The 21431-nt window shown below is 72.8% G+C and carries 20 protein-coding genes; 17 read left to right on the top strand and 3 right to left on the bottom strand.

Going from position 1 to position 21431, the window contains the following annotated elements; genetic code table 11:
• The first annotated feature begins 45 nt into the window (after positions 1-45).
• The 6 genes from OYE22_RS00365 to OYE22_RS00340 are packed head-to-tail and all read left to right on the top strand — an operon-like array spanning position 46 to position 6223.
• Positions 46-987 (top strand): ABC transporter permease, encoded by a 942-nt coding sequence (locus OYE22_RS00365; protein ID WP_176165722.1) that lies wholly within the window; start codon positions 46-48, stop codon positions 985-987.
• A complete protein-coding gene (locus OYE22_RS00360; RefSeq protein WP_277318474.1) occupies positions 984-2780 on the top strand; it encodes a dipeptide/oligopeptide/nickel ABC transporter permease/ATP-binding protein in 1797 nt (598 codons plus the stop codon). Before OYE22_RS00365 ends, OYE22_RS00360 begins: the two co-directional genes overlap by 4 nt.
• Positions 2777-3631: an ATP-binding cassette domain-containing protein gene (locus OYE22_RS00355; protein ID WP_277318473.1), complete on the top strand. Its 855-nt coding sequence runs from the start codon at positions 2777-2779 to the stop codon at positions 3629-3631. The genes OYE22_RS00360 and OYE22_RS00355 overlap by 4 nt, the downstream gene beginning before the upstream one ends.
• Before the next feature lie 8 nt (positions 3632-3639).
• Positions 3640-4230: a TetR/AcrR family transcriptional regulator gene (locus tag OYE22_RS00350; protein ID WP_277318472.1), complete on the top strand. Its 591-nt coding sequence runs from the start codon at positions 3640-3642 to the stop codon at positions 4228-4230.
• Positions 4231-4287: 57 nt separating this feature from the next.
• On the top strand, positions 4288-5736 hold the full coding sequence (locus tag OYE22_RS00345) for an aldehyde dehydrogenase family protein (RefSeq protein WP_277318471.1): 1449 nt from the start codon (positions 4288-4290) through the stop codon (positions 5734-5736).
• 43 nt (positions 5737-5779) lie between these two features.
• Positions 5780-6223 carry a nuclear transport factor 2 family protein gene (locus OYE22_RS00340; protein ID WP_277318470.1) on the top strand — a complete coding sequence of 148 codons (444 nt, stop codon included), beginning with the start codon at positions 5780-5782 and terminating at the stop codon, positions 6221-6223.
• 68 nt (positions 6224-6291) lie between these two features.
• On the opposite strand, the gene OYE22_RS00335 is transcribed toward OYE22_RS00340, so the two are convergent.
• Both OYE22_RS00335 and OYE22_RS00330 read right to left on the bottom strand, forming a co-directional pair.
• On the bottom strand, positions 6292-7590 hold the full coding sequence (locus OYE22_RS00335) for a cytochrome P450 (RefSeq protein ID WP_277318469.1): 1299 nt from the start codon (positions 7588-7590) through the stop codon (positions 6292-6294).
• A 19-nt stretch (positions 7591-7609) separates the two neighbouring features.
• Positions 7610-8965, bottom strand: coding sequence for a glutamine synthetase family protein (locus OYE22_RS00330; protein WP_277318468.1), 1356 nt, complete (start codon positions 8963-8965; stop codon positions 7610-7612).
• A gap of 358 nt (positions 8966-9323) precedes the next feature.
• Between OYE22_RS00330 and OYE22_RS00325 the strand changes: the two genes are divergently transcribed.
• From OYE22_RS00325 to OYE22_RS00285, 9 genes are all read left to right on the top strand, one after another.
• Positions 9324-9512: a ferredoxin gene (locus OYE22_RS00325; protein ID WP_277318467.1), complete on the top strand. Its 189-nt coding sequence runs from the start codon at positions 9324-9326 to the stop codon at positions 9510-9512.
• A gap of 3 nt (positions 9513-9515) precedes the next feature.
• Positions 9516-10811 carry an FAD-dependent oxidoreductase gene (locus OYE22_RS00320; RefSeq protein ID WP_277318466.1) on the top strand — a complete coding sequence of 432 codons (1296 nt, stop codon included), beginning with the start codon at positions 9516-9518 and terminating at the stop codon, positions 10809-10811.
• Positions 10812-10833: 22 nt separating this feature from the next.
• On the top strand, positions 10834-11640 hold the full coding sequence (locus OYE22_RS00315; protein WP_277323925.1) for an acetoacetate decarboxylase family protein: 807 nt from the start codon (positions 10834-10836) through the stop codon (positions 11638-11640).
• 46 nt (positions 11641-11686) lie between these two features.
• The gene (locus OYE22_RS00310) at positions 11687-13150 is read left to right on the top strand and encodes an aldehyde dehydrogenase (protein ID WP_277318465.1); all 1464 of its coding nucleotides are present in this window, start codon (positions 11687-11689) and stop codon (positions 13148-13150) included.
• On the top strand, positions 13143-14069 hold the full coding sequence (locus tag OYE22_RS00305) for a catechol 1,2-dioxygenase (protein ID WP_277318464.1): 927 nt from the start codon (positions 13143-13145) through the stop codon (positions 14067-14069). The genes OYE22_RS00310 and OYE22_RS00305 overlap by 8 nt, the downstream gene beginning before the upstream one ends.
• 14 nt (positions 14070-14083) lie before the next feature.
• Positions 14084-14929, top strand: a complete 846-nt coding sequence (locus tag OYE22_RS00300; protein WP_277318463.1) for a fumarylacetoacetate hydrolase family protein — start codon at positions 14084-14086, stop codon at positions 14927-14929.
• Between the two features lie 28 nt (positions 14930-14957).
• Positions 14958-15584: a TetR family transcriptional regulator gene (locus OYE22_RS00295; RefSeq protein WP_277318462.1), complete on the top strand. Its 627-nt coding sequence runs from the start codon at positions 14958-14960 to the stop codon at positions 15582-15584.
• A 241-nt stretch (positions 15585-15825) separates the two neighbouring features.
• On the top strand, positions 15826-17310 hold the full coding sequence (locus OYE22_RS00290) for an aldehyde dehydrogenase (protein WP_277318461.1): 1485 nt from the start codon (positions 15826-15828) through the stop codon (positions 17308-17310).
• Positions 17307-18044: a gamma-glutamyl-gamma-aminobutyrate hydrolase family protein gene (locus OYE22_RS00285; RefSeq protein ID WP_277318460.1), complete on the top strand. Its 738-nt coding sequence runs from the start codon at positions 17307-17309 to the stop codon at positions 18042-18044. The genes OYE22_RS00290 and OYE22_RS00285 overlap by 4 nt, the downstream gene beginning before the upstream one ends.
• Positions 18045-18060: 16 nt before the next feature.
• Here the strand turns inward: OYE22_RS00285 and OYE22_RS00280 are convergent, their stop codons facing one another.
• A complete protein-coding gene (locus tag OYE22_RS00280) occupies positions 18061-18633 on the bottom strand; it encodes a MarR family transcriptional regulator (protein ID WP_277318459.1) in 573 nt (190 codons plus the stop codon).
• A gap of 252 nt (positions 18634-18885) precedes the next feature.
• Here OYE22_RS00280 and OYE22_RS00275 point away from each other — a divergent pair, with 252 nt between their 5' ends.
• Positions 18886-19674, top strand: coding sequence for an IclR family transcriptional regulator (locus tag OYE22_RS00275; protein ID WP_277318458.1), 789 nt, complete (start codon positions 18886-18888; stop codon positions 19672-19674).
• Between the two features lie 328 nt (positions 19675-20002).
• Positions 20003-21028, top strand: coding sequence for a glutathione S-transferase C-terminal domain-containing protein (locus OYE22_RS00270; protein WP_277318457.1), 1026 nt, complete (start codon positions 20003-20005; stop codon positions 21026-21028).
• The last annotated feature ends 403 nt before the right edge of the window (positions 21029-21431 follow it).

Genomic DNA, 21431 nt, shown 5'->3' with positions numbered 1-21431 from the left:
GGACGCCCGGCGCGCGGGCGACGCCGCCCCCAGAGGGGTCTTCACATGATCAGATTCACGCTTCGGCGCCTGCTGTCAGGGGCCGTCCTCCTGGTGGTCGTCACGTCCGCCTCCTTCTTCCTGGCCCACCTGGCCATCGGCGATCCCACCCCCGGCCTGCTCGGCGACAGCGCCACCCCCGCCCAGCGGGCGGCGCTGCGCGAGCAACTCGGCCTGGACCGCCCGCTCATGACACAGTTCTGGGACTGGCTCTCGCACGCGGTGCGCGGCGACTTCGGGACCTCGTGGCGCAACTTCCAACCCGTCTCGGACCAGATCGAACTGCGCGTGCCCGTCACCCTGTCGATCGTGGTCGCCGCCACCCTGCTCGCGGCCGTCGTCGGGCTCGTCGTGGGTGTGGCCACCGGGCTCAACCCCGGCGGCGTCCTCGCCCGCGTCCTCAAGCTCGCCTCGGTGGTCCTGTTCGCCCTCCCCGGCTTCTGGGTGAGCCTCATGCTCGTCATGGCCTTCGCGATCAAGCTCCAGTGGTTCCCCGCCGTCGGCTACGTGCCACTGTCCCACTCCGGCACCCAGTGGCTGCGCTCCATCACCCTGCCCTCGATCGCCCTGGCGCTCGGCGCGATCGTGATGATCGCCGAACAGCTCCGCAACGGCTTCCAGGAGGTCAACAACCAGGACTTCGTCCGCACGCTGCGGGCCCGCGGCCTCTCCGCCCGGCGCGTGACCGTGCACGTACTGCGCAACGCCTCGCCCGCGGCGCTCACCGTGCTCGCGGTGATGTTCGTGGGACTGCTCGGCGGCGCCATCGTCGTCGAGATCATCTTCAACCTGCCGGGCATCGGCAGCCTCACCCAGTCGGCCTCCCAGATCGGTGACATACCGGTCCTGCTCGGGCTGACCGTCGTGACGGTCGTGTTCGTCGTCGTCGTCAACTTCCTACTCGACCTCGTGCTCGGGTGGGTCAACCCGAAGGTGCGCGAGAAATGATCGATGCCGTAACCCCCACCGAGGGGACCGCGCCCACCCCGGCCGGGCGGGGACTGTGGTCGCGCTACCTGCGCCGCCCCGTCGGGGTCGCCGCGCTGGCGGTCTTCCTCCTGGTCGTCCTCGCCGGACTGCTGGCCCCGCTGCTGGCCCCGCACGACCCCAACTTCGTCGACTTCGCCCTCACCCAGGCACCGCCCGACTCCAGCCACTGGATGGGCGGCGACTCGGCCGGCCGGGACATCCTCAGCCGACTGCTGTTCGGGGCACGCACGACCCTGTACGGGGCGGCCGTGGCCTGCCTGACGGGGATCGCGCTCGGGGTGCCGGCCGGAGTGGCGGCCGGCTACTTCGGCGGCCTGGCCGACCGGGTCTTCTCCTGGATCAGCGACGGCGTGCAGTCCGTACCCGGCATGATCGTGCTGCTCATCGTCGCCGCCGGCACGGGAGCTGACTTCACGGTGCTGATGGTGACGGTCGGCGCGTTCATGGCGCCCGGCTACTACCGCATCTCCCGCTCCAGGGCCCTGGCCGTGCGCAAGGAGCCCTACATCGACGCCGCCCGGGTCGCCGGGCTCACCCACGTCAAGATCCTCCATGCCCACGTGCTGCGGGCCGTGCACGCGCCGGTGATCATCCAGTCCGCCCTGACCGCCGGCATCGCCATGGGCATGCAGACCGGCCTGCAGTTCCTCGGCATCGGCACCGCGTCGGAGGCCAACTGGGGCCAGATGATGAACGACGGGTTCCGCACCATGCTGACCCACCCGCTCATCCTGCTGTGGCCGTCGGCGGCGCTGGGCATCACGATCGCCGCCCTCGCCTTCATGGGCTCGACCCTCGCCGACCTGGTGAGCGTACGCGGCGAACCGGCACCCCGCCGCCGGCGCCCGGCCGAGCAGACGCCCGAGGAGACCACCGACAAGACCGGCGAACTGGTGCACCCCATCGAGGCCAGCGCGCTGCGCATCGACAACCTCCGGGTCAGCTACCGCACACCACACGGCGACAAGCGGGTCGTACGCGGCGTCTGCCTGGACGTCGCCCCCGGAGAGGTGCTCGGCATCGTCGGCGAGTCGGGTTCGGGCAAGTCACAGACCGTCTTCTCCGCCCTCGACCTGCTCCCGGCCGACGGCCGGGCCGTGGCCGACGGCATGTGGATCGGCGGTCAGCCGGTCGGCGACCTGTCACGGGCCGGCCGACACGCGCTGCTCGGCACCCGGATCGGCTACGTGCCCCAGGAGCCGATGAGCAACCTCGACCCCTGCTACACCGTCGGCCACCAACTCACGGAGCCCCTGCGGGCGGTGCACAAGCTGACCAGGGCACAGGCCCGGGAACGGGCCCGCGAGGTGCTGCTGCGGGTCGGCATCACCGACCCCGACCGCGTACTGGCCTGCCACCCGCACCAGATCTCCGGCGGCATGGCCCAGCGCGTGCTGATCGCGGGAGCCGTCGCGGGCAACCCCAGCCTGCTGGTCGCCGACGAACCCACCACGGCGCTCGACGTCACGGTCCAGGCCGAGGTGCTCGAACTCCTCCGCGAGCTACAGCGGGAGTACGGAATGGCACTCGTCATCGTCACCCACAACTTCGGCGTGGTCGCCGACATCTGCGACCGGGTCGCCGTCATGAAGGACGGCCGGGTCATCGAGACCGGCACGGTCGAGCAGATCTTCGCCCACCCCGGCGACCCGTACACCGCCGAGCTGATCAAAGCCTCGCAGGACGACACCGAGAGCCGCGCCGAACTGGACGCGGCCTGGAACAAGGCCGGACGGACGGTGCGCGCGTGAACACGGACACCAACAGCGACGCCCCGCTGCTCGACGTGGCCGACCTGGTCGTGGACTACCGACGCGGGCGCACCACCTTCCGCGCGCTCAAGGGTGTCTCGATGACCATCGCGCCCGGCGAGTGCGTCGGGCTGGTCGGCGAGAGCGGATCGGGCAAGTCCACCCTCGGCAAGGCCATCCTGGGCCTGGCCGACGTCACCTCCGGTCGCATCACGTTCGCCGGCGGCGACATCACCCACGCCAAGGGCGCCGCCCGGCGCAGGCTCGCCGCCGACCTCCAGGTCGTCTTCCAGGACCCCTACGGCTCGCTGGACCCGACGCTGACCGTCGGACAGATCCTCGCCGAACCACTCACGGCCTCCGGCACCAGCCGCACCGCCGCGCGGACCGCGGTGGCCGAGATGCTCGACCACGTCCGGCTGCCCGCCGACACCGTGACGCGCTACCCCAGCGAGTTCTCCGGCGGCCAGCGCCAGCGCATCGCCATCGCCCGCGCGCTGGTGCGCCGGCCGCGCCTGATCGTCTGCGACGAACCGGTCAGCGCACTCGACCTGACCACCCAGGCCGCGGTGATCGACCTGTTCATCGACATCCAGCGCGAGACCGGCGTCTCCTACCTCTTCGTCTCGCACGACCTGGGCGTGGTGCGCCGCATCTGCCACCGCGTCTCGGTGATGTACCAGGGGGAGTGCGTGGAGAGCGGGCCGAACGAGACGATCACCCGCAACCCCGGACACACCTACACCCAGCGGCTGCTGCTGGCCTCCCCGGTGGCCGATCCGGCCCGCCAGGCCGAGCGCCGGCGGAGCTGGCTCGGGCTTCGTACGGCGGCTGGATCGCCAGTACCGTAGGGACAACTATGCCGAAGATTATCGACCACGATCAGCGACGGCGAGAGATCGTCGCCGTCGCGAAGAAGCTCATCATCCAGGGCGGCTTCGAGGCCGCGACCATGAGGAGCATCGTCGCTGAGGCGGGATTCGCCAACGGGGCGCTCAAGCGCTACTTCCCCAGCAAGGACAGCATCGTGGCCGCCACGTTCCAGAGCGTGCTCGCGGAGATGAACGAGCGGATCAACGACGGAGATCCCTCGCTCGACCCGAAGGAGGCGCTGCGGCACGACATCGAGGTGACGCTGCCGCTGGACACGTACCGCATCGACTCCGCCCGTGTGCTGCTCTCCCTGTGGGAGCACTCGGTGGCCAACGCGGAACTCGCCACCCTCTACCGCGAGCACCTCACGGAGTGGCGCAGGCGGCTCGCCGTACGGATCGCCGAGGCACGAGGCAGGGGCGAGTCGCCCGAGGCGCCGGCCGTGACGGCGCTGGCCGGCGAGGTCATCAGCATGTCCATCGGGGCCAACGTCACCTGCCTGATGTTCCCCAGCGGCGAGCTGATCCCCGAACACCGCGCCCATGTCGACCGCCTGATGCGGAACATCATCGACTGATCCACCTCCCGCGGGCGCGCCTGTGGGGCGCGCCCCAGGTCAAGAAAAGGATCTCTTATGGATGTGCGAGGCCGGCTCTTCATAGCGGGCGAGTGGACGGCCGCCGCCGACGGGGCGGAGTTCACCACTCTGGACCCCGCCACCGGATCGGTCATCGGAACCTGCGCCGAGGCCACCGAGGCGGACGTGGACGCGGCGGTGGGGGCCGCACGGCAGGCGCTGGCGGACCCCGCGTGGGCCAGGCTGCCCGCCGCCGAACGCGCCAAGCTGCTCTGGCGGGTCGCCGAGTTGATCGACCGTGACGCGACGCTGCTCGCGGAGCTGGAGACCCGCGACCAGGGCCAGCCGCTGGGGGTGGCCCGTACGGTCAGCGTCGCGGGGGCCGCGGAGCACTTCCGCTACTACGCGGGCTGGGTCACCAAGATCGAGGGAGCGGTCAGCCCCGTCTCCTTCCCGGACACCACGCACTTCACGCGGCGCGAGCCGGTCGGGGTATGCGCGCTGATCACCCCCTGGAACTTCCCGCTCATGATCGCGGCGTGGAAGCTGGCACCGGCGCTGGCCTGTGGGAACACCGTGATCCTCAAGCCGGCCGAGCAGACGCCGCTGACCAGCCTGCACCTGGCGCGGCTGTGCGACGAGGCCGGGTTCCCGCCGGGTGTGGTGAACGTGCTCACCGGCGGCCCCGCCACCGGCCGAGCCCTGGTGGAACACCCGCGGGTGGACAAGGTCTCCTTCACCGGCTCCACCGAGGTGGGCCAGGGCATCGTCCGGGCCTCGGCCAACGACCTCAAGCGGGTCACCCTGGAACTGGGTGGCAAGGCGCCCAGCATCATCGCCAGGGACGCCGACATCGACGCCGCCGTACGGGGCAACGTGCAGGGCGCCCTGCTCAACAGCGGACAGGTCTGCGCCGCCTACGCGCGCTTCTACGTGGACCGGCGGCGGGTCGAGGAGTTCACCGAGAAGCTCGCGGCGGCCGTCGCCGCCCTGCGCCTGGGGCCCGGCATGGCCCCGGAGACCGAGCTGGGTCCGCTGGTGAGCGACGAGCACCTGCGTCGGGTGGACGCCATGGTCAAGGAAGGCGTGGCCGAGGGGGCCGAACTGGTCACCGGCGGGGCGCGCGCCGACGGTGACCTGGAGAGCGGCCACTTCTACCGGCCCACCGTCTTCGCCGGCGTACGCGACGAGATGACCGTCGCCCGGCAGGAGGTCTTCGGCCCCGTGCTGCCGGTGCTCAGCTACGAGGACGAGGACGAGTTGGCGGCGCGGGCCAACGACACCCGGTACGGGCTGGCGGCGGCGATCTGGTCCAGGGACCTGTCCACGGCCCACCGGCTCGCGGCGGACATCCGCGCCGGCGCCGTGTTCGTCAACATGCCGCCGGTCCCCGACCCCGCCGCGCCCTGGGGCGGCTTCGGGGCCAGCGGGTGGGGGCGGGAGATGGGCGCGCAGGCGCTGGACGTGTTCACCGAGACCAAGGGCGTGTGGATGCACCACGGCTGATCCCGCCAACCCGCCAACCCGTCACCCCCATGAGGAGAGTCAGATGAGTCAGCGCAGGACAGCCCACGACGACGTGCGGGCCGCGGTGGAGGCGTACGTGTCGGCGGTGCGCGCCGCCGACCCGAAGGCCGTGCGGGCCGCCTTCCGCGCGGACGCGCACATGTGGGGCTACCTCGGCGAGCAGTTCGTCTCCGCGCCGATCGAGGCGTTCAGCGAGGTCGTCGCGGCCGACGAGGACGCCCCCAGGTGGTCCCGCGACTACACGTACAGCATCCGCGCGGTGGAGGTCAGCGGCGACGTGGCGGTGGCCGTGCTCGACGAGTACGGCTACCAGGGCCACGACTTCACCAACCACTTCTCGCTGGTGCGCCAGGACGGCGCGTGGCTGATCGCCAGCAAGACGTTCTTCCGCCGCGACCCGGAGCGAGCGGCCTCGGCTGGAGCGGCGCGCCCCGATGCCGGGCCCGGTGGCCAGTCGTCACGCTGAGGCGCCCCCGCCCACACAGTCGGCCCCGCGGGCACGCCCGCGGGGCCGAACGTCGTTCGTGTCGCTGATCAGGCCAGGGTGACGTCGATGGGCAGGCGCTTGATGCCGTTGACGAAGTTGGAGCGCACCCGGGGGACCTCGCCGGCCAGTCGCACGTCCGCCAGGCGCGGGATCAGCTCCTCGAACAGGATGCGGATCTCGGTGCGGGCCAACTGGTTGCCCAGGCACAGGTGCGGGCCGCCCTTGCCGAAGGTGAGGTGGTCGTTGTCCCGGCGGGCCACGTCGAAGGCGTACGGGTCGCCGAAGACCTCCTCGTCGCGGTTGCCGGAGGCGAACCACATGACGACCTTCTCCCCGGCCCTAACCCGCTTGCCACCCAGCTCGGTGTCGCGGGTGGCGGTGCGGCGGAAGTGGTAGACGGGCGAGGCCCAGCGCAGGAACTCCTCGACCGCCGTCGGGATGAGGGAGGGATCGTCGCGCAGCCGGGCGAGTTGGTCGGGGTGCTGGAGGAGGGCCAGCATCGAGTGGCTGATGGTGTGCCGGGTGGTCTCGTTGCCGGCGACGACCAGCAGCAGGAAGTAGTTGTCGAAGTCCCGGTCGGAGACCGGCACCCCGTCCCGTGGCACCTCGTTGACCAGCCGGGAGACCAGGTCGGTGCCCGCGCCGCCACGCCGCTGGCGGGCCAGCTCCCTGCCGTACGCGAAGACTTCGAGCGACGCGGGGGAGCGGAAGGGGAGGTCGCGGTACCGCTCGCTCTCCGCGCTGTCCAGGAGGACGTCGGCGTAGTCGGGGTCGGTGTGGCCGATGATGCGGTTGCCCCAGCCGATGAGCCGCTGGTTGTCCTCGGGCGGTACGTCGAGCAGGCGGGCGAGGACGTTGATGGGGAAGTCGGCTGCCACCTCCTCGACGAAGTCGAAGGTGCCCCTGGCCAGGGCCGCGTCCAGGGTGGTGGCGGTCAGGCCGCGCAGGAAGTCGACGTAGCCGCTGATGACGCGCGCGCCGAACTGGCGCTGCAGCAGTCCGCGCAGGGCCCGGTGGCGCAGGCCGTCGAGTTCGAGCAGGGAGGCGCGCCGCCTGATCTGGTCGTCGTCGACCTCCTCCAGGTTGACGAACCTGGTGGAGGTGAACGTCTCGGGATCGCGGTCCACGCGGGCGATGTCGGCGTGCCGGGTCACCGCCCAGAAGCCGGAGTTCGGCGCGTCCTCCGGCTGCCAGTGGACGGGGTCCTGGTGGCGCAGGGTGTGGAACATCCGCCAGGGTGTGACGCCGTCGGTGAACCGGTCCAGGTCGGCGAGGTCCACCTCGGCCAGGGGCATCGGTTCGCGCGCGGCTTCGGTGGTGGCTGGCGGGGATGGCACGCGGCTCATGGCTGTCGCCTCCTCGGCGTCACAGGTGGTAGGCGTACTCGGTGAACTCCCAGTCGGTCACGTGCCGTTGGAAGCGGTTGACCTCGTCGCGCTTGTAGGCGAGGTAGGAAGCGGTGAAGTCCTTGCCCAGCGTCTCGGTCAGCGCGGTGTCCGCCTCCAGCGCGTCGAGGGCGGCGGACAGGGTCGCCGGTAGCGGCTCGGCCCGCGCGGCGTCGTAGCCGTAACCCTCCAGCGGGGCCGGCGGCTCCTCGCGGGCCAGGATGCCGAGCAGGGCGGCGGCCAGGGTGGCGGCGATCAGCAGGTACGGGTTGGCGCTCGCGTCACCGAGGCGCAGTTCGAGGCGGGAGGCCGCGCCGCGCTCGGGCGGAACGCGCACCATGGCGCTGCGGTTGTCCAATCCCCAGTCGATCAGCCAGGGTGCCAGGGTGTCGGGTCCGATCCGCTTGTAGGAGTTGACCGTCGGGTTGGCCAGGGCGCTGAGGGCCGGCGCGTGCGCGAGGAGGCCCGCCAGCGCGTGCCGCGCGGTGGCCGAGAGGCCGTACGGCGCGGCGGGGTCGGCGAAGACGTTCGCGCCCCGCGCGTCCACGCAGGACAGGTGGAGGTGGAAGCCGGAGCCGCCGGCGTCGTTGAAGGGCTTGGCCATGAAGGTGGCCAGGCGCCCCTCCGCGCGGGCCAGCTCCTTGATGGCGGACTTGAAGCGGAAGGCGCGGTCGGCGGCGCGCGCGGCGTCGCCGTGGGTCAGGTTGATCTCGAACTGGGACCCGTCGTACTCGTGGTTGCCGCCGCTGACGCCGATGTCCAGGTCGCGCAGCAGGCGCAGGGTGCGCAGCAGGTGGTTGTCCCGGTCCGCGCGCAGCCCGGCCGTGTAGACGACGCCGTCGGCGTCGCTGTAGCGGCGCCAACCCTGCGGGTGGTCGGGCGCCGCGTCACACAGGAAGTACTCCAACTCCGGGCCCACCACGGGCTGGAGGCCGTGTTCGGCGCACCGGTCGAGGACGGCCCGCAGCAGGTCGCGGGGTGACTCCGGCGCGGGCAGCCCGGTGGCCGGGTCGGTGACGTCGCCCAGACAGGTGGCGACCCCTGGCTCCCACGGCAGCGCCGTCAGGGTGTCCAGGTCCGGGGTGACGCGGATGTCGGGCAGGCCGGCGTCGAGGCCGCCGGCGACATCGACCGTGTCGCCCTGGGGGCTGGTGTGGTAGACGGCGCGGCAGAAGGCCAGGCCGTGGTCGCAGGCCGCGGGGAGGTGGTCCAGGAGGACGTCCCGGGCCCGCTCGGTGCCGATGAGGTCGGGATAGGTCACCCGGACCACGTCGATGCCGGCGGCGGCCAACTGTTCCACGCGCCGGTGGACGGGTGAGGTGTCGGATGCGCTCACCGGTGTCTCCTCTGGGGAAGGGGGCGCCTCCCAGGGCCGCGAGGCGCGAGAGGAAGGGCCAGGGGGAGGGGGCCAGGGGGAGGGAATGCCAGGGGCGGCGCCTCGTACCGCGATAGCGGGAGGCGTTGTTGTTTGACGTCAAACGGTAGGGAGGTCGCCGACCGCCGGCAAGGGGTTGGCGGTAGAAATTTATCCATCCGGATAGCTATTGACCCCGGGGTGGCCGCTTCCTATCTTGTTTGAAGCCAAACGAGTTACGGTGTGCCCGCCGTCCCGCTGGCCGGGGCCCGATCCCTCCGGTCGGGCCCCTCACCTCCCCTCCGACGCCCCCTCACGTACCCGTACAGGAGGACCGGCCATGAAGGTCGTCGTCGACATGAACAAGTGCCAGGACCACGGCCAGTGCGTCTTCGCCGCGCCCGAGGTCTTCCGCTTCGATGACGCCGGGCGCCTGACCCACCTTCCGAACCCCGACGACGCGTTGAGCGACGCGGTGGAAGAGGCGGCCGACGTCTGCCCGTTGCAGGCCATCCGGATCGAGCACTGAGCCGTGCGCGCCCCCATCGTCGTGGTCGGCGCGTCCCTGGCCGGCCTGCGCGCCGCCGAGCAACTGCGCGCCGTCGGCTGGGAAGGGCCGATCACCCTCGTCGGGGACGAGCCCCACCCGCCGTACAACCGACCGCCGTTGTCCAAGGCGTTCCTCGCCGGCACGGCGTCTCCTGCCTCCCTCACCCTGCGGCCGCGAGCCAGCCTGGCCGACGCGACCTGGCTGCTGGGCACCCGAGCCGTCCGGGCCGACCTCGACCGCCGCACTGTCGACCTGGCCGACGGCCGGGTGCTGCCCTACCGCGCTCTGGTCATCGCCACCGGCACCCGCCCACGCCGGCTGACCTGCCCCGGTCCGTCGGTCGGCCGACACACCCTGCGCACCATCGCCGACGCGCGGCGGCTGCGCGCCGCACTGGCCGAGCCGGGCGCGCGCGTCGTCGTAGTGGGGGCCGGGTTCATCGGCTGCGAGGTCGCCGCCACCGTCAGCACGCTCGGCGCGGCCGACGTCACGGTCGTCGACCCGCTGCCGCTGCCCATGCTCGGCCCCCTGGGTGAGTCGCTCGCCACGGAGCTACGCCACCGCCACGAGCGGCGCGGCGTACGCTTCGCCCTCGGCAGGCACGTGACCGGCTTCGCGGGCCGGGATCGCGTCACCGGCGTACGCCTGGACGACGGCAGCACGCTGGCCGCGGACGTGGTGGTGGAGTCGGTGGGTTCGCTCGCCAACACCGAGTGGCTGGCCGGCAACGGGCTCGACCTGACCGACGGCGTGCTCACCGACACGCACCTGCGGGTCGGCGGGCGGCCCGATGTGGTCGCCGTCGGCGACATCGCCCGCTTCCCGGGCCTGCGCTACGACGGCGTGCCCCGCCGCGTCGAGCACTGGTCGATCCCCACCGACACCGCCAGGCACGCCGCCAGGGTGCTCGCCGCCCACCTCGCCGACGCCGAAGCCGGGGCCCCAGCCGGCGCCGGGCCCGTCCGAGCCAACAACGGTGCCGGAGCGGACCTCGCGACCAGAACCGACATGGGGACCGCCGTTGGCGGCGAGTTGGCGCCCTTCGCGCCCCTGCCGACCTTCTGGAGCGACCAGCACGACTTCCGCCTGCAGTCCTTCGGCGCCCCGGCCCTCGGCACAGCGGACGCCAGGGTCCTGTACGGCGAACCCAGCCGGGACGTCGTCGGCTACCACCAGGGTGGCCGACTGGTCGGTGTGGTCGCCCTCGGGGGTCAGGCGGCCGTCGCGGTCGCGGCCCGACACCGCGCCACCCTCCTCCAGCAGTCCCCGACCACCTAGCCCCATGGAGAGCCAAGTGACCGTGACCAGGGTGCGTGGATACTTCCACCCCAAGACCGCGACGGGCGACGCGTCGCTGATCCCCCCGCCGCCGTGGCGCTACTCGGGTGACCTGCTGACCGTCGAGTACCGCACCGACCCCGCCCGGGTGCGCGAGCTGCTGCCCCAGCCGCTGGAGCTCGCCGACGACGACCCCGGCGCGGTGGCGCTGATCTGGGCCGACTGGCAGTCCTGCGCCGCCTCGGGGCGGGAGCTGCTCGACCCGGTGCTTGCCCAGTACAAGGAGGCGTTCGCCGTCGTCCGCTGCAAGTACGGCGAGCGGACCTACACCCGCTGCGTCTACATCTGGGTCGACAAGGACTTCGCCATCGCCCGTGGGCTGCACCAGGGTTACCCGAAGAAGCTCGGCTCCATCCACCAGACCCGCCCGCACCCCTACGGACCCGCCCCGCGGATAGAGGCCGGCGCCCGGTTCGGCGCCACCCTGGCCGCCGCGGACCGGCGCCTGGCCCAGGCCGTCGTCACCCTGCGCGAACCCTCCCCGACGAACGGGTTCGTCAACGGCCACCCGATGGCCCACCACCGCTGGCTGCCCTCCATCGAGAAGGGCGGCGGCCTGGCCCTGGACGAGTTGGTCGAGTCCGGCGCCGCCGCCTTCGAGGGCGGGCAACCCTGGGTGGGGGAGGCCGAACTGGAGCTGTTCGACGCGCCCACCGAGGAACTGGCCCGCCTGGAGATCCACGAGCCGATCGCCGCCTACTACCAGCAGGTCGGCGTGGTCTGGGACGGCGGCCGACTCCTGGCCTCCCACACCTCGGGCGCCCAGTGACCGCGCCCCGCCCCACCCACGTCCTGACCGTCAGGAGCCACAGGCCATGAGCGAACACCGCACCACCGTCGCCGGGGTCACCGTCGACACCCGGCACTGGATCGGCGGCCAGCGGGTCGCCTCGCCCCGTACCTTCACCGACGCCTCACCCATCGACGGCGCCCCCATCGGGGAGATCTCCCGGGGCACCGCCACCGAGGCCGGCGCGGCCGTGGCCGCCGCCAAGGTGGCCTTCCCCGGCTGGGCCGCGACATCGCGCGCCGAACGCGCCCGTATCCTGCACGCCATCGCCGACGGCGTGGAGAAGCGCCTCGAAGAGTTGGCCAACGTCGAAACCGTGGACAACGGCGCACTGCTGCGCTCCCACCGGCGCGGCGTCATGCCACGCGTCGCCCACAACTTCCGCTTCTTCGCGGACTGGCTGCTCACCCTGGAGCACGAGGACTTCGCCACCCGTGGCCACACCAACCACGTCACCTGGGACCCGGCGGGCCCGTGCGTGCTGATCACCCCCTGGAACGCGCCGCTGATGCTGGCGACCTGGAAGGTGGCCCCCGCCCTGGCCGCCGGCAACACGGTCGTGCTCAAGCCCGCCGAGTGGTCACCGCTGACCGCCTCGCTGCTCGCCGACATCACCGCCGAGGCCGGCCTGCCGGCGGGCGTGCTCAACATCGTGCAGGGTTACGGCTCGGAGATCGGCGACGCGCTGACCAGCCACCCGGACGTGCGTCGCATCAGCTTCACGGGCTCTGTGCCCACCGCCCGGCACATCGCCGCCGCGGCCGCCGCGAACCTCACCCCGCTCAGCCTCGAACTCGGCGGCAAGTCCCCACTGCTGGTCTTCGCCGACGCGGACCTGGACCTGGCCGTCGATCTCGCCGTCGAGCAGTACGACAACGCCGGCCAGGTGTGCCTGGCGGCCACCCGCCTCCTGGTGGAGGAGGCCGTGGCCGAGGAGTTCACCCGCCGCTTCGTCGCCAGGGCCTCCCGGCTGAGGCAGGGCGACCCCCGGGAGGAGTCCACCGACATCGGGCCCACCATCCACCCCCGTCAGGTCGCGAAGATCGACGGCTTCGTACGGCGGGCCCTGGCGGCCGGCGCCCGTGCCGTCATCGGCGGGCACCCGGGCGAGGGCCAGTACTACGCGCCCACGCTGCTGACCGACGTGCGGCAGGACTCCGAGATCGTGCAGGAAGAGGTCTTCGGCCCGGTCCTGACCCTGCAGACCTTCAGCGGCGAGGACGAGGCCGTCCACCTGGCCAACGACACCCGCTTCGGCCTGGCCGCCACGCTCGCCACCGGCGACCCCGAGCGCGCCGAACGGGTCACCGCCCGTCTGGTCGCCGGCACCGTCTGGGTCAACTGCTTCTTCGTCCGCGACCTCAAGGCGCCCTTCGGCGGCTCCCGCCACTCCGGCATCGGCCGCGAGGGTGGCACCTGGAGCTTCGACTTCTACTGCGACCTCAAGAACACGGTCACCGCGCCGAAGGGCTGGAGGCACCATGGGTGAGATCGTCGGGGCGGGCCTGCTCGCCCACGTGCCCACCATCGTGCTCCCCCGAAAGACCCGGCTCGAACTCAACGAGGGCAAGGAGGTCACCCTCGTCACCGGGCTCCAGCAGCTTCGCCGGGACGTCTTCGAGCGGGACGACTACGACACCGTCCTGGTGATGGACTCGCACTGGGCCACCACCGTCGAGTTCGTGGTGGCCGCCCAGCACCGTCGGGCCGGCCTGTTCACCTCCGAGGAGCTGCCGCGCGGCATGTGCCGGATGCCGTACGACTTCCCCGGCGACCCCGAACTCGCCCACCACATCGCCTCGTTCGCCGACAAGCACGGCACCTGGATCACCCCGATCGAGGACGTGCACCTGCCGATCTACTACGCCACCATCAACCTGTGGAAGTACCTCGGCGAAGGGTTGCCGCACAAGCGCTGGCTGTCCATCGGCGTGTGCCAGACCGGCGACATGGAGGACCACCTGCGCCTCGGCCGCGCGGTGGCCGACGGCATCGCCGCGACCCCGGGCCGACGCGTCCTGCTGATCGCCTCCGGCGCCCTCTCCCACACCTTCTGGCCGCTGCGCGAACTCCGTGACCACGAGGCCAGCGACCCGGCGCACATCTTCTCGCCGCGGGCGCGGGCGGCCGACCTGGAGCGCATCGACTGGCTCAGCCAGGGCCGGCACGACCGGGTCATCGACACCATGGACGCGTTCTGGCAGGTCAAGCCGGAGGCGAAGTTCTTCCACTACCTGATGATGGCCGGCGCCATCGGCGAACGGGCGTGCACCGCCAGGGGACGCCAGTACGGCGAGTACGAGAACTCGGTGGGCACCGGACAGGCACACCTCTGGTTCGACCGCCCCGCCGACGGCTGGACCGGCGCCGGCCGCCCCACCTCAACCGCCGCACCCCGCCCCGCCTAGAGAGGCCACCCACCATGCCCGAGTACCGCCGCATCCTCCTCGACGGCGCAGCCGTGCAGGCCGTCCGCGACGGCGACGAACTGGTCGCCGGCGACGGCCGCCGCGTCAGCGTCGAGGACGCCCACCACCTCCCGCCGGTCACCCCCTCCAAGGTGATCGCGGTCCACCTCAACCACCGCAGCCGGGTCGATGAGTTCCAACTCGACCTGCCCGACACCCCCACCTACTTCCACAAGCCCACCTCGGCGCTCAACAGCCACCGGGGCGCGGTCGTGCGACCCGAGGGTTGCGCCTGGCTCAACTACGAGGGCGAGGTCGCCATCGTCATCGGGAAGACCGCCCGCAACATCGCGCCGGCGCAGGCGAGCGACCACATCGCCGGCTACACCGTGGCCAACGACTACGGCCTGCACGACTTCCGGGACACCGACGCGGGCTCCATGCTGCGGGTGAAGGGTTCCGACACCCTGTGCCCGCTGGGCCCCGGCCTGGTCACCGACTGGGACTTCCACGGCAAGCGGCTGCGGACCCGGGTGAACGGAGAGGTCGTCCAGGACGGCTCCACCGACGAGATGACCTGGGACATGCACTACCTCGTCGCCGACATCGCCCGCACCATCACCCTCTACCCCGGTGACGTGCTGCTCTCCGGCACCCCGGCCAACTCCCGCCCGGTGCGACCCGGCGACGTCGTCGAGGTGGAGGTCGAGGGACTTGGCTGCCTCACCAACCACATCGTCACCGGCCCCACCGCCGTGCGCACCGACGTGGGAGCCCAGCCGACCGAGTCCGAGGAGGTGCTGTCCACCGCGCTCGGCGGGGACTGGGAGTTCCGTGGCATCAGGCCGCCACGGCGCTGACCAGCCGGCCGCGGGTAGGGTCGATGCCATGAGCGACCCCGCCCGACCCGCCGACGACTGCGGCCCCCGCAAGCGCGTGACGAACTACGGGACGGGCCGGATCGCCCTGCTGGACGCGGCCGTACGCGTGGTGGCGCGCGGCGGTCTGCGCAAGCTGACGTACCGGGCCGTCGCCGAGGAGGCCGGCGTCACCCACGGGCTCGTCGTCCACCACTTCGGCTCTCGCGACGCGCTCATCGAGGAGTCCGTCAACCACGCCATCCGCTCCTCGCTGCGCGTCAACGCCCTCAACACCGGCACCGGCACGGCCCGGGACTTCGCCGCCGACCTCGGGGCGATGGTGGCCTCGGGACCGGACGTCCAGGCGTTCCAGTACGAACTGCTGCTGGAGGCCAGGCGGCGGCCGGAGCTGATGCCCCAGTTGCGCGCCCTGTACGAGGAGTACTTCGACGCCGCGCGGCGCGAACTCTCCCGAGTTCTGGCCCGCCCGGTGGACCGAGGGCTGTCCCGACTGGTCTTCGCCGCGCTCGAAGGGCTCGTACTCCACCAACTCGTCTTCGGCGAACGAGAGGTCACCGAAGAGGCGCTGACGGAGCTTCGAGCGCTGCTGGCCAGGCTCAGCGACGAGGACACCGACCACCCAGCCGAAAGCTGACCCACCCGCCCACGGCCACCCCCGGACATCGCGCCCGGACAACCGAGACCCGCACCACCCAGCCGCCGCCCGGCCCCGCCCCCACACGCTGGTCCCACCCGCGTACGCCAAGGCCCCGGCCGGCGCGCGCCGTACGCACCACCCAGCCGCACGCCCATGCCGGCGCACACCCACGCCGCCAGCCACCCCGCCGTGCGGCCCGCCCCCACCCCGCGCACTCTCCACGAAACGAGGACCCACGGTGGACGCCACCCACGACGACTGGATACGCCGCGCGCAGACGCTCGACCTGCCCGGTACGCACCACATCGACGGCTCCCCACACGCGGGAGGCGGCGCGTTCACCGTGGTGTCGCCGCGGGACGGCCGGCCGCTGGCCGAGGTGGCCGACGGGGGAGCGGCCGAGGTGGACCTGGCCGTAGCCGCCGCCCGCCGGGCCTTCGACAGCGGCCCGTGGCCGCGCCTCGCACCCGCCGAACGCGGCCGCGTCCTGCTGCGCGTCGCCGACCTCATCGAAGCCGAGCGGGCGGACCTCGCCCTCACCGTGAGCCTGGAGATGGGCAAGCCCATCACCGACGCGTACGACATCGAACTGCGCGCCCTGACCAACACCTTCCGCTGGTACGGCCAACTGGCCGACAAGCTCACCGACGAGTCCCCGCACACCGCCCCCGACGCCCTCGCCCTCGTCACCCGCGAGCCGGCCGGCGTCGTGGGAGCCGTCGTGCCGTGGAACTTCCCCCTCACGCTGGCCGGCTGGAAGGTCGCCCCCGCGCTCGCGGCCGGCTGCACGGTCGTCCTCAAGCCCGCGGAGAACTCGCCCCTGTCCGCCCTGCGGCTGGCCAGGATCGCCAGCGCCGCCGGCCTGCCGCCCGGCGTCCTGAACGTGGTCAGCGGCAGCGGCCCGGTCGCCGGACGCGCCCTCGGCCTCCACCCCGACGTCGATGTCCTCGCCTTCACCGGCTCCACCGCCGTGGGCCGCCACTTCCTGCGTTACGCCGCCGACTCCAACCTCAAGCGCGTCTGGCTCGAACTGGGCGGCAAGTCACCCAACATCATCCTCCCCGACGCCCCCGACCTCGACCGGGCCGCCGCCACCGCTGCCTGGGGCATCTTCTTCAACCAGGGTGAGATGTGCACCGCCCCCTCCCGGCTGCTCGTCCACTCCTCCGTCGCCGACCGAGTCACCGAGGCCGTCGTCGACCGGGCCCGCGTCCTGCGCGTCGGCGACCCGCTCGACCCCGCCACCGCGATGGGCCCGCTGGTCAGCGGCGACCACCTGGACCGGGTGCTGGGCCACGTCCACGCCGCCATCGACACCGGCGCCCGGCTGCGCACCGGTGGCGAGCGTGTCCTGACCCAGACCGGGGGCACCTACCTCCAACCCACCGTCTTCGACCGCGTGGACCCGGGCTCCGCACTGGCGCGCGACGAGGTCTTCGGGCCCGTCCTGTCCGTCTTCACCTTCGACGACCTCGACGAGGCGGTGGCCCTCGCCAACGCCACCGACTACGGGCTGGCCGCGGGCGTGTGGACCGCCGACCTGTCCACGGCCCACCAGGTCTCGCGCGCCCTGCGCGCTGGCACCGTCTGGGTCAACTGCTACGAGGAGGGCGACCTCACGGTGCCCTTCGGCGGCATGAAGCAGTCCGGCAACGGACGCGACAAGTCCGCCCACGCGCTGGAGAAGTACACCGAACTCAAGACCACCTGGATTCAGCTGTGACCCGCGCCCGCGACCGCCGCCCCCTGATCGCCGTCCCCGCCCGCTTCGCCGCCACCACCTCCGCGCTGCGCCACGCCGCCGAGGTCAACGCCCGGGCGCTGGTCGAGGCGGTCTGGCGGGCGGGCGGCGAACCCGCCACCATCCACCCGCACGCCCCCGCCGGCGTCTGCGATCCGGCCGAGACCGCCACCCGCCTCGCCCGCTTCGACGGCGTCCTGCTCCCCGGCGGCGGCGACCTCGCACCGCACCGCTACGGGGCCGACGAGGCACACGAGGCGGTGTACGACGTGGACCACGAACAGGACGCGTTCGACCTCGAAGTCGCCCACCAGGCAAGGAGGCTGGGGCTGCCCCTGCTGGCCGTCTGCCGCGGCCTACAGGTCGTCAACACGGCGTTGGGCGGCACCCTCCACCAGGACATGGGAGGGCCGGGCCGTGAACACCGGCACGTGCGACACCCCGTCTCCCTCACCCCGGGGTCCGCCGTCGCGCTCGCCACCGGGGCCACCACCGTCGACGCCTCCTGCTTCCACCACCAGCACGTTGACCGGCTGGGCGAGGGTCTGACCGTCACCGCGCGCGCCGCCGACGGCACGGTCGAGGCCGTCGAGGCGACCGGGGGAGCCGGCTGGTTCCTGGCCGTGCAGTGGCACCCCGAGGACACCGCCCGCGGCGACCCGGCCCAGCAACGCCTGTTCGACGCCCTCGTGCGCGCCGCGTCCGCGCCGGGCTGAGCCGGGCACGGCCGGCTCAGCCCTTGGGCCGCCGGCCGCTGCGCCGGGGCGCGGGCTCCGCACCGTTCAGCAGCGTCCTGCGACGTTCCTCGCCGTGCTGTTCCACCTGGAGGACCACGCGCCGCAACCCGTCCGCGAGCGTGCGGCACTCGGCCTCGCTCAACTGCGAGGTCACGAACACCTCCTCCTCGTTGAACTCGGGGAAGACGCGCCGCATGAACTCCTCGCCCCGCTCCGTCACGGACAGCAGCACGAGCCGGCCGTCGGTGGGGTGGCCGGCGCGGCGCAACAGCCCCCGGGACTCCAGGGTGCGGGCGACGCCGGTCAGCGTCCCCTTCGAGATGCCGGCCTCCTCCGCGACGTGGCGGGTCTCCGACTCGCCCCCGACCCACACCACCCACAGCACGACGAACGCCGTCCACGTCAGGTCCGAGCTGCGCAGCACGGAGTTCTCCAGGTGGTGCCGCACGGTGGAGGCGGCCCGGTGGATGTTGGCCACGGCCACCATCTGCTCCCGCCGGATGGGTATCCCACCCAGCTTCGCCTCCGCGAGCTTCTCCGCTTCTGTGATGGACCGCTGGCCGGGCAAGAGTGCTCCCAATGTCGCCGGTACGGACCCGGACGGCCCGACGGCCCCTCCGGTCGTTCGGGACCAGATTGTACGGGCGGGGCCTCGTCTCACCGGCCCTGAAGCCCGGATGACCCCAGCTCACCGGCCCCGCCGGCGCGGACGGGAACGCCACCTGGCGCCGCCCCGTCCGCTCCGGCGGACCGGGCGACCGGACCACGACACACAACAGTACTTCTACATTCCAGAACATCGACGCCTAAGCTTTCCGCTATGCCGAATTCAATGGATGACGACGTCTACGGTGCGAGCTCTGTCGCGAACGCGCTGCGCACGCTGGTCTACCTGGGAGGCCGGGACACCGTCCGGGTGACGGACGTGAGCGAGTACCTCGGAGTGGCACGCTCGACCGCCCACCGACTGCTCTCCACGCTGCGCGGCCACGGCTTCGTGGAACAGGTTCCCGACGGTCGGCAGTACCGCCTCGGGCCCGCACTCCTCGGCCTGGCCCACGGCCGGGCCGCGGTGGAGTCGCGCAGACGCATCGGCACCCGCGAACTCGTCCGCATCGCCCACCCCCACCTGGAGCGGCTGCGCGACGCGGCGGCCGAGACCAGCAACCTGCTCCAACTCGACGGCCCCGACGCGGTGTTCCTGGACGGCGTCGAGGGCCCGCACCCGCTGCGGGTCGCGCCCCGGACGGGGGACCGGCTGCCCGCGTACACCACCGCCGGCGGCAAGGCGCAGTTGGCGGAGCTGCCCTGGGAGACGGTGCGCATGACCTACGCCCAGGGCCTGGAACAGCTCACCCCCACGACGGTGCGCGACCTGCCGGCGCTGGAGCGGGACCTCGCCGCGTGTCGCGGGCGCGGCTACGCGCTCAACATCGACGAGAGCGTGACCGACGTGCACGGCATCGGGGTGGGCGTGCGGGACCGGGACGGCGTCTGCGTGGCCGCCGTGACGATCTCCGCCCCCAGCACCCGCCTCGGCGCCGCCCGCGCCGCCGACCTGGCCCCCCTGCTCCACACGGCGGCCGAGGCCATCGGCGCCGAGCTCTAGCGGCACGGGTCCGTACCCGGCCGGGCCCGCGCCGGCCAGACTGCGCCGGGCCGTCCGGGTACGGGCCACGGATGGCGGTGCGGTCAATGCGCCGGGACGCGTCGGTGGCGGCGCAGGATGGCGATGCGTCGCACCGGACCGGTGGGGCCGGTGCGTGTGGTGACGCCGGCGCGGGTACCCGGGCCGCGCCCCGCGACCGCGCGCGGTCACCCGTCGGTCCGCACGCCGCCGGGCGGGCGTCGATGTCAGGTGGCGGCGCACGGCCGCGACGCCGGCCACCCGTCGGGGTCCGGCCCCACCCGGCGGGCGAGCGACCAGGAGAGGCGAGATGGGCGAGAACGAGAACGAGCAGGGCAACAGCGCGTACGGCAGGAAGCCGTTCCGGCGCTCGCCGAGCCACTTCACCGACCGCGTCACCGCGGACGGAGCCGACGGCTGGCCCGTCGAGGCCGGCCGCTACCGGCTGATCGCCAGCCGCGCCTGCCCGTGGGCCAGCCGGGCGGTGATCGCCCGCAGGCTGCTCGGCCTGGAAGACGCCCTGTCCCTGGGCATCCCCGACCCCCTGCAGGACGACCGCAGTTGGCGGTTCACGCTCGACCCCGACGGGCGCGACCCGGTGCTCGGCATCCGCTTCCTCAGCCAGGCGTACGACGCCCGCGCCAGCGAGTACCCCGGCGGGGTGAGCGTGCCCGCGCTGGTCGACGTGCCCAGCGGCCAACTGGTCACCAACGACTACCAGCAGCTCACGCTCGACCTGGCCACCGAGTGGACGGCGCTGCACCGCCCAGGCGCCCCCGACCTCTACCCCGCCGCGCTGCGCGCCGAGATGGACCAGCTCATGGCCACCATCGGCCGCGACCTGAACAACGGCGTCTACAAGGCCGGCTTCGCCACCGAGCAGGCCGACTACGAACGCGCCTGCCGGGCGCTCTTCCAGTGCTGGGAACAGGTGTCACAGCGGCTCGCCGACCGCCGCTACCTCATGGGCGACACCATCACCGAGGCCGACATCCGGCTGTTCACCACGCTGGTGCGGTTCGACGTCGTCTACCACGGCCACTTCAAGTGCAACCGTTGGAAGCTGGCCGAGGACCCGGTGCTGTGGGCCTACGCCCGTGACCTGTTCCAGACCCCCGGGTTCGGCGACACGGTCGACTTCGACCACATCAAGCGCCACTACTACCAGGTGCACACCGGCATCAACCCCACCCGCGTCGTCGCGCTCGGGCCCGACCTCGCCGACTGGCTGACGCCACACCACCGCGAGGAGCTGGGCGGCCGGCCCTTCGGCGACGGCACGCCCCCGGGCCCGGTGCCCGCCGGCGAGGAGGTCAGCCCGGCGGGCCGGCCCTGACCACGACCCACCGGGGCCCCGACGACCCCGGTCCACGCCACGGCCGCCAGCCGTCGCCCCCGGCGCGAGCACGGGCGCATACGGCGCCCGCGCGCGCCGATCCGTGCACCCCGGCGCACACGTGGGACCCGAGCATGCAACACCCGGGCAACCGGTCACGTGCCCGCCGGTCCGAGCGGCGCCGCCGAGCCCCCACCCGGCCGCGCTCGACGGCTCGACCGCTGGTGGCGGGCGCCGCCCCCGACCGCCGCGCCACCCCGCGCACTCGGCACGGGGCCGGCGGGGCGGGCCCCGTCCGCGTGTCCGACCGCCCGTGCGCGCGGCTGGGGCGCAGACAACCGAGCGGCCCGGGTGGCACCCTGACGTGGCGGGCCGGGGCGGCACGGCAGGAGACCCCGGCACG

Source organism: Streptomyces sp. 71268, from assembly GCF_029392895.1.
Taxonomy (GTDB): domain Bacteria; phylum Actinomycetota; class Actinomycetes; order Streptomycetales; family Streptomycetaceae; genus Streptomyces.
The sequence above is the reverse complement of the archived record's forward strand: the minus strand, read 5'-3'. Positions and strand labels throughout refer to the sequence as shown.